This is a genomic window from Nocardia sp. NRRL S-836 (genome assembly GCF_001279525.1).
GTDB lineage: Bacteria > Actinomycetota > Actinomycetes > Mycobacteriales > Pseudonocardiaceae > Lentzea.
The window spans coordinates 19,246-37,079 of the sequence record NZ_LGDY01000115.1 but is presented as its reverse complement, the minus strand read 5'-3'; the positions used below and the strand labels follow the sequence as shown (position 1 = coordinate 37,079).

General features: G+C 72.6%; 11 protein-coding genes. 7 read left to right on the top strand and 4 right to left on the bottom strand.

What is annotated here, in order from left to right; genetic code table 11:
• Positions 1-213: 213 nt before the first annotated feature.
• The 3 genes from xylA to ADL03_RS29385 all read left to right on the top strand — a co-directional run bounded on the left by xylA (position 214) and on the right by ADL03_RS29385 (position 4,694).
• Complete coding sequence (gene xylA / locus ADL03_RS29395; protein WP_053736823.1) at positions 214-1,353, top strand: xylose isomerase; 1,140 nt, start codon at positions 214-216, stop codon at positions 1,351-1,353.
• 1 nt (position 1,354) lies between these two features.
• Entirely contained in the window at positions 1,355-2,740 is a 1,386-nt protein-coding gene (xylB, locus tag ADL03_RS29390) for a xylulokinase (RefSeq protein WP_053736822.1), read from the top strand.
• A gap of 817 nt (positions 2,741-3,557) precedes the next feature.
• Positions 3,558-4,694 carry an ROK family protein gene (locus tag ADL03_RS29385; RefSeq protein WP_053736821.1) on the top strand — a complete coding sequence of 379 codons (1,137 nt, stop codon included), beginning with the start codon at positions 3,558-3,560 and terminating at the stop codon, positions 4,692-4,694.
• Here ADL03_RS29385 and ADL03_RS29380 read toward each other — a convergent pair.
• Positions 4,651-4,962 (bottom strand): DUF6223 family protein, encoded by a 312-nt coding sequence (locus ADL03_RS29380; protein ID WP_053736853.1) that lies wholly within the window; start codon positions 4,960-4,962, stop codon positions 4,651-4,653. The genes ADL03_RS29385 and ADL03_RS29380 overlap by 44 nt on opposite strands.
• Positions 4,963-5,117: 155 nt before the next feature.
• On the opposite strand from ADL03_RS29380, the gene ADL03_RS29375 reads away from it, so the two are divergent.
• The gene (locus tag ADL03_RS29375; RefSeq protein ID WP_053736820.1) at positions 5,118-6,206 is read left to right on the top strand and encodes a sensor histidine kinase; all 1,089 of its coding nucleotides are present in this window, start codon (positions 5,118-5,120) and stop codon (positions 6,204-6,206) included.
• The gene (locus ADL03_RS29370) at positions 6,203-6,856 is read left to right on the top strand and encodes a response regulator transcription factor (RefSeq protein ID WP_053736819.1); all 654 of its coding nucleotides are present in this window, start codon (positions 6,203-6,205) and stop codon (positions 6,854-6,856) included. Before ADL03_RS29375 ends, ADL03_RS29370 begins: the two co-directional genes overlap by 4 nt.
• 121 nt (positions 6,857-6,977) lie before the next feature.
• Here the strand turns inward: ADL03_RS29370 and ADL03_RS29365 are convergent, their stop codons facing one another.
• Both ADL03_RS29365 and ligA read right to left on the bottom strand, forming a co-directional pair.
• On the bottom strand, positions 6,978-7,769 hold the full coding sequence (locus ADL03_RS29365) for a GNAT family N-acetyltransferase (protein WP_053736818.1): 792 nt from the start codon (positions 7,767-7,769) through the stop codon (positions 6,978-6,980).
• A 420-nt stretch (positions 7,770-8,189) separates the two neighbouring features.
• Entirely contained in the window at positions 8,190-10,181 is a 1,992-nt protein-coding gene (gene ligA, locus ADL03_RS29360) for an NAD-dependent DNA ligase LigA (RefSeq protein ID WP_053736817.1), read from the bottom strand.
• Positions 10,182-10,549: 368 nt separating this feature from the next.
• On the opposite strand from ligA, the gene ADL03_RS29355 reads away from it, so the two are divergent.
• Entirely contained in the window at positions 10,550-13,762 is a 3,213-nt protein-coding gene (locus tag ADL03_RS29355) for a tetratricopeptide repeat protein (protein ID WP_053736816.1), read from the top strand.
• A 4-nt stretch (positions 13,763-13,766) separates the two neighbouring features.
• On the opposite strand, the gene ADL03_RS29350 is transcribed toward ADL03_RS29355, so the two are convergent.
• Entirely contained in the window at positions 13,767-13,997 is a 231-nt protein-coding gene (locus ADL03_RS29350; RefSeq protein WP_053736815.1) for a hypothetical protein, read from the bottom strand.
• A 227-nt stretch (positions 13,998-14,224) separates the two neighbouring features.
• On the opposite strand from ADL03_RS29350, the gene ADL03_RS29345 reads away from it, so the two are divergent.
• Complete coding sequence (locus ADL03_RS29345; protein ID WP_053736814.1) at positions 14,225-17,761, top strand: hypothetical protein; 3,537 nt, start codon at positions 14,225-14,227, stop codon at positions 17,759-17,761.
• Positions 17,762-17,834: the final 73 nt, after the last annotated feature.

Below are 17,834 nucleotides of genomic sequence, written 5' to 3'. Positions count from 1 at the left end.
GCCCGGCGCGCAGCGGGCAGCCGGGGCGCGAAGACACAAGGATCACGTCATAGCGGGGAGCGGTGCGGATGCGCACGGCCGTACTCCCCTCGCTCGGTGATGGTGATCGTGAGTGTAAGAGCCGTGTCACGGGCGTGAAACCGAATATTGCGATCACGGCGTCGGCGTCGTACGGTCAGCACTAAGTTCAAGCTTTGAACGAAAGGGTGCATCATGAGCACGCCCACCCCGGCGGACAAGTTCTCCTTCGGCCTGTGGACCATCGGCTGGCCGGGCCGTGACCCGTTCGGCGAGGCCACCCGACCGGCACTGGACGTGGTCGAGGCGGTGCACAAGCTGGCCGAGCTCGGCGCGTGGGGCATGTCGTTCCACGACGACGACCTGTTCGACTCCAGCAACCGCGACCAGCAGGTCGGCCGGCTGCAGACCGCCCTGAAGGACACCGGGCTGACCATCCCGATGGTCACCACGAACCTCTTCACCCACCCGGTCTTCAAGGACGGCGGCTTCACCAGCAACGACCGCGGCGTGCGCCGGTACGCCCTGCACAAGGTGCTGCGCAACGTCGAGCTGGCCGCGGAGCTCGGCGCGCAGACGTACGTGCTGTGGGGCGGCCGTGAGGGCTCCGAGTACGACACCGCGAAGGACGTGCGGGCCGCGCTCGACCGCTACCGCGAGGCGCTGAACCTGCTGACGCAGTTCGTCACCGACCGCGGCTACGACATCAAGTTCGCGATCGAGCCGAAGCCGAACGAGCCCCGCGGCGACATCCTGCTGCCGACGGTCGGGCACGCGCTGGCGTTCATCACGTCGCTGGACAAGCCGGAGCTGGTCGGGCTCAACCCCGAGGTCGGGCACGAGCAGATGGCGGGCCTGAACTTCGTGCACGGCATCGCGCAGGCGCTGTGGCACGGCAAGCTGTTCCACATCGACCTCAACGGTCAGCGCAGCATCAAGTACGACCAGGACCTCGTGTTCGGCCACGGCGACCTGATGAACGCGTTCGCGCTGGTGGACCTGCTGGAGACGGCCGGCTACGAGGGCCCGCGGCACTTCGACTACAAGCCGTCGCGCACCGAGGACTTCACCGGCGTGTGGGACTCGGTCAAGGCGAACATGCGGACCTACCTGCTGCTCAAGGAGCGTGCGGCGGCGTTCCGCAGCGACCCGGAGGTGCAGGAGGCGCTGGCCAAGGCCGGTGTCCCCGAGCTGAGCCAGCCGACGCTGAACGACGGCGAGGGCTACGACGAGCTGCTGGCCGAGTCGTTCGACCCGGACAAGGCCGCCGAGCGCGGGTTCGGCTTCGTGCAGCTCAACCAGCTGGCGCTGGAGCACCTCATGGGAGCGCGCTGACATGACGCTCGTGGCGGGGGTCGACTCGTCGACGCAGTCGTGCAAGGTCGTGGTCAGGGACGTGGAGACCGGGCGCCTCGTGCGCGAGGGCCGGGCCGCGCACCCCGACGGCACGTCGGTGCACCCGTCGCACTGGTGGCGGGCGTACGAGGAGGCCGTGGCGCAGGCCGGCGGTCTCGACGACGTGGCCGCGCTGAGCGTCGCGGGGCAGCAGCACGGGATGGTGTGCCTCGACGAGGACGGCGAGGTCGTGCGGGACGCCTTGCTGTGGAACGACACCAGGTCCGCCGCCGCGGCAGCGGACCTGACCGCCGAGCTGGGTGCGCAGCAGTGGGCGGCGCGGATCGGGCTGGTCCCGGTCGCGTCGTTCACGATCACGAAACTGCGCTGGCTCGCCCAGCACGAACCGGCCAACGCCAAGCGCACCGCCGCCGTCTGCCTGCCGCACGACTGGCTGACGTGGCGGCTGCGCGGCACCGGCGACCTCGCCGACCTGGTCACCGACCGCTCGGACGCCTCGGGCACCGGCTACTTCGACTCGACGGCGAACGAGTACGTGACGGACCTCCTCGAACGCGGCTTCGGCCGCGCTGACGTGCACCTCCCCCGCGTCCTCGCCCCCGCCGAGTCGGTCGCGGCCGGCCACCTGCGCGTCGGCGCGGGCGCCGGTGACAACGCCGCGGCGATGCTCGGCGTGTCCGCGGGCAACGACGTCGTGGTCTCGCTGGGCACCTCCGGCGTGGTGACGGCGACGAGCGACGTGCGCGCGGAGGACCCGTCCGGAATCGTGGCGGGCTTCGCCGACGCCACCGGCCGCTACCTGCCCCTGGCGTGCACGCTGAACGCCGCCCGCGTGCTGGACGCGACCGCCCGGATGCTGGGCGTCGACCTGGCCCGCCTCTCCGAGCTCGCACTGTCCGCCCCGGCGGGCGCGGAGGGCCTGGTGCTGGTGCCGTACCTGGAGGGCGAACGCACGCCGAACCTCCCGGACGCGACCGGCGCGTTGCACGGCCTGACCCTCGCGAACGCCACCCCGGCGAACATCGCGCGGGCAGCCGTCGAGGGCATGCTGTGCGGCCTGGCCGTCGGACTCGACGCCCTGGCCGCCCAGGGCGCGGACGTGACCGGCGTACGACTCGTGGGCGGCGCGGCCGCGTCACCGGCAGTGCGGGAGATCGCGCCGACGGTGTTCGGCGTGCCCGTCACCGTGCCCGAACCGGGCGAGTACGTGGCCGACGGTGCGGCCCGGCAGGCGGCGTGGGTCCTGACGGGTGGCGAGCAGCCGCCCGAGTGGTCGCACGGCGAGGCCCATGTGTACGAGACGGCGGCGGTTGGCGGGGTTCGGGAGCGGTATGCCGATGCCGCGCAGAAGTACGTGAGCCGGTGACGCCCGCCATAGGTGGGTGGTTTGCGGTGCGCGCACGGACTTCCGTGCGCGCACGGACCACCGCATGCTTGGGAGCCTCTGTGAGCGCGGGTACGGCAACGCCCGCGAGGAGCGCGATGCGCGCAAGCACCGACTCCCACGCTAGAACTGCGGCACGCGCATACACCGCAACCCGCGCAAACGACCCAACGCGCGCAAGCACCGCCGCGCGCGCAAGCGGCCCTACGCGCGCAAGCAGTACAACGCCCGCACGCACCGCCGTGTGCGCAAACGGCCCAACGCGCGCAAGCATCGCCGTGCGCGCAAGCAGCCCTACGCGCGCACGCACCGGCACACGCGTAAGCACCGACATGCGCGCACGGGCTGACATGCGTGCAAACACCGAAGTCGGCGCGAGGCTCGCCGTGCGGGCACGCACCACCACACGCCTGGGAATCGCCTCGCGCGCAAGCCGCGCGGGCGCCGACTCGCGCGCAAGCTTCGCCACGCGCGCACGGGTTAGCGTGCGCGCAAGCACTGGGGTCGGCGCACAGACCGCCGTGCGCGCAAGCACTGGGGTCAGCGCGCAGACCGCCGTGCGCGCACGCACCGCCACTCGCCCAAGAACCTCTGTATGCGCGGGCACCGCAACGCCCACAAGCAGCCCAACGCGCGCAAGCACCGCCGCGCGCGCGAGCAGCGCAGTCCGTGTAAGCACCGCCGTGCACGCAATCGGCCCAACGCGCGCAAGCACCGCACCGCCCCCAAACACCGCCGTGCGCGCAAGCACCGGGATGCGCCCAAGCACCGTCGTGCGCGCGCAGCGATACTGGTGCCGATGACCACCGTCGACCACCTGCGGCAGGTACGCCTCGGCAACCTGCGGACCGTCCTGCTCGCACTCGTCGACAAACCGGGTTCGCGGGCCGATCTCGCGGCCCGCACCGGGCTCACCAAGGCGACGTTGTCGAACCTCACGGAACCGTTGCTGGCCAACGGTGTCCTGGTCGAGGAGCCCGCGACGCTGACCGGCGTGGGCCGGCCGTCCAAGCCGTTGCGCTTCCACCCGGCGGGTCCGGTGGCGATCGGTGTGGAGGTCAACGTCGAGCACCTCGCGGTCGAGGTGCTCGGGCTCGACGGCGACACCGTGCACCGGCACCGCGTCCACGCCGACAACCGCAGGGCCACCGCGAACGAGGTGCTCGGTCGAGTCGTGGGGCTGGTCGAGCAGTTCACCGGGGACCGGGCGGTGCTCGGTGTCGGGCTCGCGGTGCCCGGTGTCGTGCACGACGGCACCGTCGTGAGGGCGCCGAACCTGCCCAACCTCGTCGGCGAGGACCTGGCCGCCCAGCTCAGCAGTCGGCTGGGTCGCGAGGTCGAGCTCGACAACGAGGCGAACCTCGCCGCCCTCGCCCACCTGTGGCCGAAGCACCTGGCGGGTGAGGACTTCGTGCACGTCACCGCCGACGTCGGCATTGGCGCCGGTGTGGTGCTGGCGGGCGAGGTGTACCGCGGTGTCAGCGGGTTCGCGGGCGAGCTCGGGCACGTCGTGATCGAACGCGACGGGGTCGAGTGCACCTGCGGCAGCCGTGGGTGCGTGGAGCGGTACGCCGGGCTCGACGTCATGTTGCGCGACGCCGGGCGCACGCACCTCGACGACCTCGCGGAAGCCCTCCGGACCGATGAACGCGCACGGACTGCGGTCCGCGAGGCCGGGCGGGCGCTCGGTGTGGGGCTGGCGACGCTGATGAACCTCTTCGACGTGCCGACCGTCGTGCTCGGCGGCAGCTATGCCGTGCTGCACGAGCACCTCAGCGTCGCGATCCGGTCCGAAATGGACATCCGCGTGCTCGCCGGCGGCGAGCGGCACACCCGGCTGATCGCCTCCCCGCTCGGCGAGTTCGCGGTGGTGCGCGGCGCGGCGGGGCTGGTCACCCGGCGGACGGTCCAGCAGCCCGAACGCCTCTACGCCTGAGCAGGCCGACGACCACCGCGGCCAGGCCCACCACCAGCGACACGTAGCCGCCGACGATGCCGTAGCCGGTGCCCGGACCGCCCTTCGCGAACGCCACCACGAGCGCACCGACCACCGCGCCCGCCAGGCCCGCGCCCACCGCGATCAGCGTGAACCGGCGGCCGACGAGTGCGAGCACCACACCGGCCAGACCGAGTGCGCTGCCGACGAGCGACCACGTGCGGCCCGCCGTCATGCCGTAGGTGTCGGCGATTTGTGCCAGGACCATGTCTGCCTCCCCTTGGTTCGGAAGCCAGAGCATGGACGCGGCGGCCACCGCGCGTCGTCCTCCGCGCACAGACACCCGACTACCACGTCCGCAGTAGCCGAGAAGTCCTCCCGGTGCGGGATCTACCAGCGCGAACACCCGGCTAGGGTGCACCCATGACCAGGCGGTGGACGGACTGGGCGATCGCGGCCGGGGTGGCGGCGAGCCTCGTGGTCGCGGGCGTCGGCCGGCCGGTCGCGACCCTCGAACCGCTCGGCTACGCGTTGCTGGCCGCGAGCGGGCTCGCCCTCGTGGCACGCCGCAGCCACCCGCGCGCCGTCCTGGCCGCCACCGGCCTGACCGCGCTCGGCTACCAGGCAGCCGGGTTCGACGTGCCGGTGATCGCGTTCCTGTTCGCCGTCTACGCCACGATGCGCGCGGGCCACCACGTCGTCACGATCGCCGGGTCGGTGCTGATGGTGGCCGCACTCCCCCTGGCCGTGCTGCTGTCGCCGCGGGACCTGTCGACCGCCGAGGCGTTCGCGCAGGGCCGTGACGTGCTGCAGATCGCCTGGCTGGTCGCGGCCGCCGCGGCGGGGGAAGCGTTGCGGCAGGCGGAGAAACGCGCCGACGAGGCCGAACGCACCCGCGAGGAGACCGCGCTGCGCCGGGCCGGCGAGGAACGCCTCCACATCGCCCGCGAGCTGCACGACTCGCTCACCCACCAGATCTCGGTGATCAAGCTGCAGGCCGAGGTCGCCGTCCACCTCGCCCGGAAACGCGGCGAGGACGTGCCCGACGCCCTGGTCGCCATCCGCGACGCCAGCCGCGAGGCCACGCGCGAGCTCCGCGCCACGCTGGAGGCCCTGCGCGACGACACCGACTACCACGGCCTGGACGACGTCCCCGACCTCGTGCACCGCGCCAAGACCGCCGGGCTCGACGCCCGCCTGACCGTCGAGGGCCGCTGCGACGACCTCCCGGCCGCCGTCGACCGGACCGCGTACCGGATCGTGCAGGAGTCGCTGACGAACGTCGCCCGCCACGCCCAGGCCGCGACCGCCACCGTCCACATCGACCACCGCCCCGACGCGCTCGTCATCCGCGTCGACGACGATGGCACCGCCACCCCGAGCGGCATCCCTGGCGTTGGCCTGCAAGGAATGCGCGAACGCGTCACCGCGCTGGGCGGCCGCCTGGACGCCGCACCGCGCACCGGCGGCGGCTTCCGCGTCCACGCCGAGCTCCCGGTGGTGCAACCGTGATCCGCGTGCTGCTGGCCGACGACCAGCCACTCATCCGCAGCGGCTTCCGCGCGTTGTTGCAGGCGGAGGACGACATCACGGTCGTGGCGGAGGCCGCCGACGGCGCCGCGTGCGTCGAGCAGGCGCGCACCCACCTGCCGGACATCGCGCTGGTGGACGTCCAGATGCCCGAGGTCGACGGCATCGAAGCCACCCGCCGCATCGCGGCCGACCCCGCGCTCACCGGCGTGCACGTCGTCATCCTCACCAACTACGGCCTCGACGAGTACGTGTTCGAGGCACTGCGGGCCGGTGCGGCCGGGTTCCTGGTGAAGGACGTACAACCCGAGGACTTCCTGCACTCGGTCAGGGTGGCCGCACGCGGCGACGCCCTGCTCGCGCCGTCGATCACGCGCAGGCTGATCGACCGGTACGTCAACCAGCCGCAGCTCAACCCGCACGGCCTGCGCGACCTCACCACCCGCGAGCAGGAAGCCGTGCTGCTGGTCGCGCAGGGCCTGTCGAACGACGAGATAGCCGCGCGGATGGTGATCAGCCCGCTGACCGCCAAGACCCACGTCAACCGCGCGATGACGAAGCTGCACGCCCGCGACCGCGCGCAGCTCGTGGTGATCGCCTACGAGTCCGGTCTGGTCACACCGCGCCGGTGACGCGGGCGGAACCGTCCCAGGTGGAGCGGTCGCGTGCGACTTTTGCGGCCAAGCGCCTCGGCCGCGGACTCGGCCCGTTGACCGCACGGACTGCCGGACTGCGGCGGCCTGCTCCTGCCCGTCAGCTCTTCAGGGCGTAGAACCGCAACGGCGAGTTCGCCTCGAAACCGATGCGGGGGTAGACCGGTGCTCCGGCGGCCGTGGCGTGCAACGTGGCACGGGTGATCCCCGTCGCGCGCCACGCCTCGTACAACGCCTTGCGGGTCACCGTCTCGCCGTAGCCCCTGCGCTCCCACCCCGGTTCGGTGGCCACCAGCACCACGAACAGCCGCCCGGCCGTCTCCACCGCGCCCGCGCACGTCACCGGCACACCGTCGCGGAGGCCCAGGTACGCGTGCACGCCGCTCTTCCACAGCGCCGACCCGCCGATGCCGTCACGGCCGGCCTCGATCTCGAACCCGTACGCGCGTGAGTTGATGTCCGCATACGCCAGCAGCTGGTCGTCGGTCGTCACCCGCTCGAACGTCAGCTCCGGATGCGAGGGCTCCGGGATCGGCAGCAGGTCGCCCGCCATCCCGGTACCGGAAAACGCGTACTCCAGGCCGGCGCGGCTGGCCAGCTCGTCGAGGTCGGCACCCTCGGCGAGGTCCTCGAACACCCACAGGAACCCGGCCTTCTCCTTGGCGCGCATGACGTCCGCGGCCTCGGCGAAGCGCCGCGCGAGCAGGTCGGCGTCGACTCCGGGTTCGGTCAGCGTGACGCAGTTCCAGAACGGGAACCGGCAGTCCGCCCACCGGACCGCGACGCCGGGCAGGTCGCGCACGTCGGCGTTCGCGTCCCGATCCAGCACCATGGCACGCCACCCCGCGGTGAGCTGCTCCACCGACTCCAGCGCCTGCGCCAAATCCGCCACGTACCACTCCTCGGCAAGAGATGAGACCAAGATCTACATCCGGAGCCTAGAACCTGTCGTGCTCTGCGTGGCGGCAAATGAGCCGTTGCCGCCTACGGGACGGCGGGACGACGGGCAGCGGTGGCGGCTCAGTGCGTCGTGCCCGCGTCGACGTCGGGTGCCGAGCAGCACGAACCGTTGCGGCACACGACACCGCCGACGCCGGGCCAGGCCGTAGCGGGTCAGGACCCGGTGCACGGCCGAGGGCACCAGGCACAGGCGGCCCGGTTGGGTCACCGGTGCGTCAGCGTGAGTAATCGAGCGCCTCCTGGTCGCTGGCGTCGATGTTGCAATCCACACCGAACCCGGAGGCCTCCCTCATTTCATTCCAGAATCAGCCGACTGCGTGTGGGACGTTCGCGACCTCTCAGGGCACCGCCGCTAGGCGATGCCCGCCGCGATCAGCTTCGCCCAGATCTCGCCCTGGTCCACGACCTCCACGCCGAGCTTCTCCGCCTTCGTCAGCTTGCTCGCGCCGACGTCCGCGCCCGTGATGAGCAGGTCGGTGTTCGCCGAGACCGAGGAGGCGGCGGTGGCGCCGGCCTTCTCGCACATGCGCTGGAAGGTGGGGCGGGCGACCTTCTCGCCGGAGCGGGGGTCGGAGAGGGAGCCGGTGATGACGACGGACTTGCCTTCGAGCGGGGCGCCGGCGGCGACCACGGGTGGGAGGTCCTCGTCGCGGACGTCGAGGTTCACGCCGCGGGCGCGGAGGCGTTCGATCTCGGGGCGCAGGCGGGTGAGGTGGTGGGTGAGAGACTCGGCGACCTTGGCGCCGATGTCGTCCACCGCGACCAGGTCGTCGACGCCCGCGTCGGCGACCTCCTCCAGGGAGGCGAAGCCCGCGCGGCACAGGCGGGCGGCGGTGCCCTCCGACGCCATCGGGATGGCCAGGCCGATGAGGGCGCGGCGCAGGCCGACGGTGCGGCTGCGGTCGATCGACTCGATCATGCGGGTGGCGGAGACCTCGCCCACCCGGTCGAACTCCAGGAGGCGTTCCTTGGTGAGGGTGTAGAAGTCGGACGGGTTGACCAGGTCGCCGGTCTCGGCGAGGCGTTCGATCCACACCTGGCCGATGGCGTCGATGTCGGCGGCGGCGCGGGAGGACCAGTGGATGAGGCGGCGGACGGTCTGCGCGGGGCAGGCGGAGTTCGTGCAGAACAGCTCACGGCTGTTGCCCTGCTCGGTCAGCGGCTGTGAGCACGACGGGCACTCGGTCGGGGGCACGATCTCGCGTTCGTCGCCGGTGCGCTTCGAGGCGTCGAGCACGCCCGCCACGAACGGGATCACGTCGCCCGCGCGGCGGATCAGGACCGTGTCACCGATCTTGATGTTGCGGGCGCGGATGACCTCCTGGTTGGCCAGGGTCGCGCGGGTGACGGTCGTGCCGCCGACGAACACCGGCTCCAGCCAGGCGACGGGGGCGATCTTGCCGGTTTTGCCGACGTCCCAGACGACGTCGGCGAGCACCGTCGTCTTCTCCTCGGCCGCGAACTTGTAGGCGATCGCGCCGCGCGGTGAGCTGGACCGGGTACCGGCGGCGGCGAACGCGTCGCGGTCGGACAGGCGCAGCACCGCGCCGTCGAGGTCGTAGTCGAGCTCGTTGCGCTGCCGTTCGATCGACTCGATGACCTCCTGCGCCTCGGCGGCCGTCTTGCAGTGCCGCATCTCGGCGACGCTGAAGCCGAGCTTGCGCAGACCGGCGTCCAGATCGGAGTCGGCGCTCTCCGGCTCGGTCGTCAGGTCGAACGCGAAGAACTGCATGCGCCGGCCCTCGACGGCCTTGGGGTCCTTGGCTCGCAACGTGCCCGCGGCCGCGTTGCGCGGGTTGATCAACGGCTTGTCGGGGTTCTTCTTGTTGTAAGCGTCGAAAGTGGACCGGAGCATGACGCACTCACCGCGCACCTCGACCCGGCCCGGCGCGTCCACCCGGTCCGGCACGCCGTCGGTCAGCGCCCGCGTCAGGTACGTGACGTCGTCGCCCGTCGTGCCGTCGCCCCGCGTGACCGCGCGCGCCAGCCGCCCGTTCTCGTACACCAGCGCCAGCGACAGCCCGTCCAGCTTCGGCATCACCACCACCGGCTGACCGGGGAACCGGCCGAAGAACGCCTCGACCTGCTCGGGCTTGTTCGCCTTCTCCAGCGACAGCATGGGCCGCGAGTGGCGCACCGGCGCGTGCAGCACCGCGGGCGCGCCGACCGAGTCGAGCGGGTTGTCCTCCGGCGTCAGCTCGGGGTGTTCGGCCAGCAGCCCGCGGAACTCGTCCTCCAGCGCGTCGTACTCGGCGTCGGCCACCAGCGGCTCGCCCTGGTAGTACGCGTCGCGCAGCTCGAAGAGGCGGGCGGCGAGCTCCTGAATCCGGTCCCCAGCGTTCATGGGTGGGACGTTACTAAACGGCACCGACAAAAACGCCCCGCTCCTGGTGGAGGCCGGGTCGAGTCGTCGTCGAGCCGCCGTGGAACCACCCGGACGGCTGGTTCCACGGCGGTCGCGCTCCCACGGCGGCCGCCGGTGACCTCCACTGTGGACACCGGGTCGCACGCACCCGCCCGGCCGACCACACGCTTGTTCGAAATTGTCGAGACCAATCGTTTTCCGCCGACCGGCCGGAAAAGTGGACAAATGCTGGCCAGACCGTCAGGGACCTGCCCACACCGCTACGCTCTCCGCTTTCCCCAGCGTGCTCAGGAGCGGAACGGATGCGGGGCCACGAAAACCGGGAACGAGACGGTCTCGAATCTCACGTGCGCAATGACTTCACCGGGCTGACGACCGGGCCGGTGCTCCAGGTCGGGCACATTGGTGGAAACGTCAACTTCCATTCCCGGGCCCGCCGCCACGACCTGCGCCCGTTCAGCAGCCCCGCACCGCCCGATCCCGCTGAGCTGCGCAGACAACCCAGCCAACTGCTGCTCGCGGGCAACCAGGTCGTGCCGTTCACCGGCCGGGAGAACGAACTGGCCCGGCTCGAGGAGTGGCGCCGCGGCGAGGGCCGGATCAGCGCGATGCTGGTGCACGGACCGGGCGGGCAGGGCAAGACCAGGCTCGCCACCGAATTCGCCACGGAATCGATGTGGGCGGGCTACTCCGTCCTGGTCGCGCACCACGGCGGCGATTCTTCCTGCGCCTTTGACGCGCAGTTCACCGTCACCGAGCCGAACGCGGGAATTCTCGTCATAGTGGACTACGCGGAAAGGTGGCCGCGCAGCGACCTGCTGGCGTTGTTCGAGGACCCGCTGATCCACCAGGCCGGGCGCACGAGGGTGCTGCTGCTGGCCCGCTCGGGTGCGCGGTGGTGGGACCTGCTGCGGTACCCGCTGCTCAAGCGCGGCGTGGCGGCCGAGTCGGAGCGGCTGACCGACCTCGCCGCGGACGTGTCCGCGCGGCAGGCGGTGTTCGAGTCGGCACGGGACAGCTTCAGCACCGTGCTGGGCACCGACGCGCGTGACGCGGTACCGGCGGGGTCGCTGTCGGACCCCGCCTACCGGTCGGTGCTGACGATCCTGATGGCCGCGCTCGCCGCCGTGGACGCGTGCGACCGCAACCGGGTGCCGCCCGGCCACCCCGGCGCGCTGGCCTGCTACCTGCTGGACCGGGAGACCGACCACTGGGCCGGGATGCGCAGCGGCGGCACCGTCGGGTCGAGCACGGACGTGCTGGCGCGGGTGGTGTTCCTCGCGACGCTGACCGGCCCGATGTCCTACCGCGACGGCTGCGAGGTGCTCCTGGCGACCGGGATCGCGCGGTCGGTGGAGGAGGCCGACCGGCTGCTCGACGACCACCAGGCGTGCTACCCGCCCTCCGACGACGGCACCGTCCTGACCCCGCTCGCCCCTGACCGGCTGGGCGAGGACCTCGTCGCACGGTGCCTGAAGACCGACCCGCGCTGCCACGGCCTGGTGCGCGCGCTGCTGTCGACGCCCGCCCTGAGCCGGGTGATCACCGTGCTCGCCGAGACGGGCAAGCGGTGGCCGCACGTCGGCGAGCACCTCGACGCACTCGTGCGCGAGGACCCGTGCCGCGTGATCGCCGCAGGTGGCGGGGCGTTGATGGCGGTCGTCGACTCGGCGGGCACCGACCTGCTGGCCGCGATCGAGCCACGCCTGCCGGAACGGCACGTCGACCTCGACTTCCCGGCGGCACGGCTGACGCAGCGGCTGACCGAGCACCGCCTGGAGCAGACCCACCACCCGGCCGAACGGGCGCGGCTGCTCACCGTGCTGGCGCGCCGGCTGGCCAACGCGGGCGCGTTCGACGAGGCGCTGAAGGCGAGCGAGCCGGCAGTGCGGATCTACGAGGGGCTGGTGCACCGGCAGCCGGACAAGTACTCGCTCGTGCTGGCCGAGGCGCTGCACCACCTGGGCACCCACCTGTCCGGGGCCGGGCTGGGCCGGCGCGCGCTGGACGCGACCGGGCGCGCGGTGCGGTTGCGGCAGCGGCTCGCACCGCTGTCGGCGGAGCTCGCGTCGTCGTTGAACAACCTGGCGATGGACCTGTCCGCGCTCGGGCTGCGCGGCCGGGCGCTGGACGCGACCCGCTCGTGCGTGGCGATCCTGCACCGGCTCCCGCAGCCGCACGAACCGGCGCTCGCCGTCGCGTTGAACAACCTCGGCATGCACCTCGCGGGCGTCGGCCGCAGGCACGAGGCGCTGGACGCGGCCAGGCACTCGGTCGACCTGCACCGCAGGCTCGCCGCGGTGAACCCGGCCGTGTTCGACCCGGACCTGGCGGGCGCGCTGCACAACTTCGGCCTGCACAGCTCGCACGTCGGCGACTGGGTGGAAGCGCTGGAGGCCACCGAACAGGCCGTGGCCATCCGCAGGCGGCTCGCGATCACGAACCCGGCGTTGTTCGAACCCGGTCTCGCGCTGTCGCTGCGCGAGCTGGCCGCGATCTGCCTGGAGCTGGGCCGTCAGGCGGAAGGGCTGGAGTGGATCACGCAGGCCGTGGACCTGCACCGCAACCTCGCGACCGTGAACCCGGCGGTCTACGACGCCGAGCTGGCCACCTCGCTGCACAACCACGGCGTGCACCTGGCCCGCGCCGGTGACCACGTCCGCGCGCTGGGTGCCACCCGCAAGGCGGTCGTGATCAGGTCCAGCGTCCTGGAGACCCACCTGCACGCCTACGAGCTGCGCCTCAACACCGTGCTGACCCAGCTCGGCGTCGCACTGCCCGGCGCACCGCGGCCGTCGTCGGGCGGCGAGCTGCAACGGCGCGTGGACGCGATCTTCTCCTTCCCGCGGCCCGGCATCATGCAGTCCACGGACAACCTCGCCGCGCGCTCTGCCACCGCGCACCGCCTCACCACCGCCGTGTGCTCGGTCCACCCGCGCTGGTCGGACCACCTCACCCCGTCGGCCGCCGCGCTGGTGACCATGGAGGCCCTGCTGGCGCGGTCGCTGGGCAACCTCAGCTCCCGCCACGCCGACCTCGGCAAGCAGGCGGAGGCCCTCACCGCCGCCGAACAGGCCGCCGACACCTACCAGCGGCTCACCGCCCTCGACCACACCCACCGCACCGACTTCGCCACGAGCCTCGCCCTGCTGGGCACCCGCCTGGCCGAGTTCGGCCGCCGCGACCAGGCCCTCGCCGCCACCCGCTACGCCGTGACCAGCACGGGCACCGCGCGCACCCTCCCGGTCGCCGCCGCGCTGCACGCCTTCGCCTGGGTCCGCATGCTGTCCCGCCTGGAACTGGACGACGCCGTCCGCGCCGCCGAGGCGGCCGTCGGCATCTACCGCGAGGTCAACCGCACCTCGCCGGTGGCGGTGGCGGCCGAGCTGCGGCTCGCGCTGAAGACCTGTTCGGCGCTGTTGAGCCAGGTCGGGCGCGGTGAGGAGTCGCTGGCGATCGCACGGGAGCTGCGGGCTCCCGCCGTGGAGGTGACGCTGCGGACGCCACGGCTGACGGAGCTGGGGACGCTCAGCCGGCGGGCGTTGACCCAGAACTCCTGACCGGTCAGTCGCGCGGGCCGCGCAACGTCAGCACCACGCGCAGCACGTGCTCCACGGCGGCCGGGAACACCGCTCCGCGCAGCTCGTCGCGGTGGGCGAGGGTCTGACCGGCGAACTCCAGCATGCGGTCGGGACCCACCCGGCGGACCACGAGGGCGGCGACCTCCTCCAGGTCGAGGCCGGGGTGGTCGAGACGGGTCAGGGCGAACTCGATCATCAGTTCCTCGTCGGTCACCGCACGCCTCCTCCCGTCGAGGTCCACCCTAGTGGAGGACGGGCCGGTGCAACGTGACGAGCACGTGTCGAAAACCGGCGTCGGACCGAATGACCGTCCATTCCGGACCCTTTCGGCGCACGAGGACCGATCTGTCCGGAGTGGACTGTGAGACGATCACCCGGTTCCACGCCTGACCGCGTCCCGTCGGGGCTACCTTGCTCCTACGCGAGGGCAGGGGGAATCGGATGCCACGCAGGGAACGTCCGCTCGACGCGGGCGACAGCGCGGTGCTCGCGTTCGCGCGCGAGCTGAGAGCGTTGCGGGAACGCGCCGGCCGCCCGACCTACCGCGAGCTCAGCGCGCTGACGCACTACTCGGAGGCGGCGCTGTCGCAGGCGGCGGCCGGGCGCAGGTTGCCGACGTTGCAGGTCACGCTCGCGTACGTGCGGGCGTGCGGCGGGAACGAGGAGGACTGGCGCCGCCGCTGGCAGGAGATCTCCGCGGCGGAGGACCCCGGCCGCGCGGACGGCCAGAGCGCGCCCTACGCGGGGCTCGCGGCGTTCCGGCAGGAGGACGCCGACCGCTTCTTCGGCCGTGAACGCCTCGTCGACCAGCTGACCGAACGGGTGAAGGAGCAGCGCGTCGTCGTGGTCGTCGGCGCGTCGGGCGCGGGCAAGTCGTCGTTGCTGCGGGCCGGGCTGATGCCACGGCTGGACAACGCCGTGCTCTTCACGCCGGGTGCGCGTCCGCTGAACGAGTACCGCGGGCACGCCACCGGGGACGCCGTGCTCGTCGTCGACCAGTTCGAGGAGGTCTTCACGCTCTGCGACGACCGCGAGACGCGGCGCCGGTTCGTGGAGGAGATCACCGCGCACCGGGTCGTGCTGGGTGTGCGTGCGGACTTCTACGGCCACTGCACGGACTTCCCCGTGCTCGTCGAGGCGATGGGCGCCGGTCAGGTCACCGTGGGGCCGATGTCCACCGACGAGCTGCGTGCCGCGATCATCCAGCCCGCGCGGCGCAGCGGGTACGCCGTCGAGACCGCGCTGGTCGCCGAGCTGGTGGCCAACGGCGTCGACCAGGCGGGCGCGCTGCCGCTGCTGTCCCACGCGCTGCTGGAGACGTGGCACCGCCGCAAGGGCAACACGCTGACGCTGCAGGGTTTCCGCGCCGCCGGTGGGTTCGAGGGCGCGCTGAGCAGGACGGCCGAGTCGGTGTTCGGCGGACTGACCGAGCCGCTGCGGGAACGTGCGCGGTCGCTGTTCATCCGGCTGGTCGCGGTCGGTGACGGCACCGAGGACATCAAACGGCGGATCGCCCGCGCCGAGCTCGACGACGAACCGGACACGCGGCTGGTGCTGGAGGCGTTCACCGCACAACGGCTGATCACGCTCGACCGCGACCGGGTGGAGATCACCCACGAGGCGCTGATCCGCTGCTGGCCCCGGTTGCGCGAGTGGCTCGCGGCCGACCGCGACGGCCTGCGGGCCCACCGCGACCTCGCCGAGTCGGCCGGTGTGTGGGAGGCGCTCGACCGCGATCCCGGCGCGCTGCTGCGGGGTGCGCGGCTCGCGTCGTTCCGCTCGTGGCTCGACCGGCCGCCGCACCCGCTGACCAGCCGTGAACGCGCGTTCCTCACCGCGAGCCTCACCGCCGAGTCCGCCGAGCTCGCGAGCGCCAGGCGGGGCCGGCGAAGGCTCGGCCTGCTCACCGCGCTGCTGTCCGTGCTGCTCGTGGCCACGACCGCCGTCACGATCGCGGCGGTGAGCGCGGGCTCCGAGGCCACCCGGCAGCGCAACAGCGCGCTCTCGCAGAAGGTCGCCCAGGACGTGCAACGGCTGCGCGGCACCGACCCCGCGCTCGCCGCCCAGCTCGGGCTCGCCGCGTTCCGCCTCTGGCCCACCACCGAGGCCCGCAGCGCGCTGCTGAGCTCGTTCACACCGTCCTACGCCACCCGGCTCACCGGCCACACCGACGCCGTCAACGCCGTCGCGCACAGCCCCTCCCGGCAGCTCCTGGCCAGCGCGAGCCACGACCGCACGGTCAGGCTCGCCGACGTCGCGGACCCGCACCACCCGCGGGAGGTGCGCACGCTGACCGCCCACACCGACAACGTGGCGGACCTCGCGTTCACTTCCAACGGAAACCTGCTCGCCACGGCCTCGTGGGACCGCACGGCGCGTTTGTGGGACACGACCACCGGCACGGTCCTCGCCACGCTGACCGGCCACACCGACACCGTCAACGCGGTCGCGTTCAGCCAGGACGACCGCCTGCTCGCGACCGCCGCTTCCGACCGCACCGTGCGGTTGTGGGACCTCACCGACCCGCGCCGGCCGCGTGAGGTCGCCGTGCTGCCCCACAGCGCACCGGTCGTCGCACTGGCGATGAGCGGCACGCACCTGGTGGCCGGGGCGTGGGACGGGTCGGTGCTGCTGTGGGACCTGGCCACCCGGATTCCGCGCGCGCTGACCGGGCACGCCGGTGCGGTGCACGCGGCGGCGTTCAGCCCCGACGGCACCCAGGTCGCGACGGCGGGCCAGGACCGCGTCATCCGGCTGTGGCCCGCCGGCGGCGGCGAACCCCGCACGTTCACCGGGCACACGGACGCCGTGCGCGGGCTGGCGTTCGACCGGTCCGGCCGGCTCGCGAGCACCGGCGTGGACCGGACGGCCCGCGTCTGGGACCTGGCCCGTCCCGGCGACCCGCTCGTGCTGACCGGCCACACCGCCGCCGTCGTGGGCGCGGTGTTCGCGGACGGCACCCTGGCGACGGCGAGCGACGACCACACCGTCCGGCTGTGGGACCTGCCGATGTCGTTGAGCCACACCGACTCCGTGTACTCGGTCGCCGCCTCGGGCACGCTTGTCGCGTCCGGCGGCTACGACCGCACGGTGCGGCTGCTGGAGAACGGTCGGCCGGTCGCGGTGCTCACCGGACCGGCCGACGCGGTGAACTCCGTGGCGTTCTCCCCCGACCGCCGCACCCTCTACGCCGCGAGCGCCGACCACCGCGTGCACCGCTGGGACATCACCGAACCGGTACGCCCGGTGCCGTTGCCGCCGCTGGCCGGGCACTCCGAGGCCGTGAACGCCATGGCCGTCAGCCCGGACGGCAGCGTGCTCGCCACCGGCAGCACCGACCGGGCCATCGTCCTGTGGGACACCGCGACCGGCACGTCGCTGGGCACGCTGTCCGGTCACGCGGAATCGGTGCAGGCACTGGCCTTCAGCCCGGACGGCCGCACGCTCGCCAGCGGGGCCGGTGACTTCGGCGTGCGGATCTGGGACGTCGCCAGGCGCCAGGTCGTGACCCACCTGCCCGGTCAGTCGCACGTGGTGAAGTCCGTCGCGTTCAGCCCCGACGGCACCCTGCTCGCCACCGGCACGACCGACTTCGCCGTCCGGGTCTGGGACGTCGCGACCGGCACCCGCACGGCCGAGCTGACCGGGCACACCGACACCGTGCACGCCGTCGCGTTCTCCCCGGACGGCACGACGCTGGCCAGTGCGAGCGCCGACCACGACGTGCGGCTGTGGCGGCTGTCCGACCACACCCCGTTCGCGGTGCTGAGCGGACACGCCGAACGGGTGTACGGGCTGGCGTACGCCGACGCGCACACGCTGCTCAGCGCGAGCGGTGACCACACCGTGCGGGCCTGGGAGGCCGACGAACAGCACGCCGCGCAACGGGTGTGCGCCACCGCGTCGCCGCCGTTGACCCGGCAGGACTGGGAACGGCACTTTCCGGACGTCGAGCACATCCCGCCCTGCGGGACCTGACCGGCCGCCCACGCGCTGATGTCCGGCTTCCGCGCCGCATCACCGGTTCCTCGACGTACCCTGGTTGCAACCG

Bases quoted from the DNA above. Each gene is read 5' to 3' on its own strand.
- xylB (WP_053736822.1), top strand. From the start codon at position 1,355: ATGACGCTCGTGGCGGGGGTCGACTCGTCGACGCAGTCGTGCAAGGTC.
- ADL03_RS29385 (WP_053736821.1), top strand. From the start codon at position 3,558: ATGACCACCGTCGACCACCTGCGGCAGGTACGCCTCGGCAACCTGCGG.
- ADL03_RS29380 (WP_053736853.1), bottom strand. From the start codon at position 4,962: ATGGTCCTGGCACAAATCGCCGACACCTACGGCATGACGGCGGGCCGC.
- ADL03_RS29345 (WP_053736814.1), top strand. From the start codon at position 14,225: ATGCCACGCAGGGAACGTCCGCTCGACGCGGGCGACAGCGCGGTGCTC.
- xylA (WP_053736823.1), top strand. From the start codon at position 214: ATGAGCACGCCCACCCCGGCGGACAAGTTCTCCTTCGGCCTGTGGACC.
- ligA (WP_053736817.1), bottom strand. From the start codon at position 10,181: ATGAACGCTGGGGACCGGATTCAGGAGCTCGCCGCCCGCCTCTTCGAG.
- ADL03_RS29375 (WP_053736820.1), top strand. From the start codon at position 5,118: ATGACCAGGCGGTGGACGGACTGGGCGATCGCGGCCGGGGTGGCGGCG.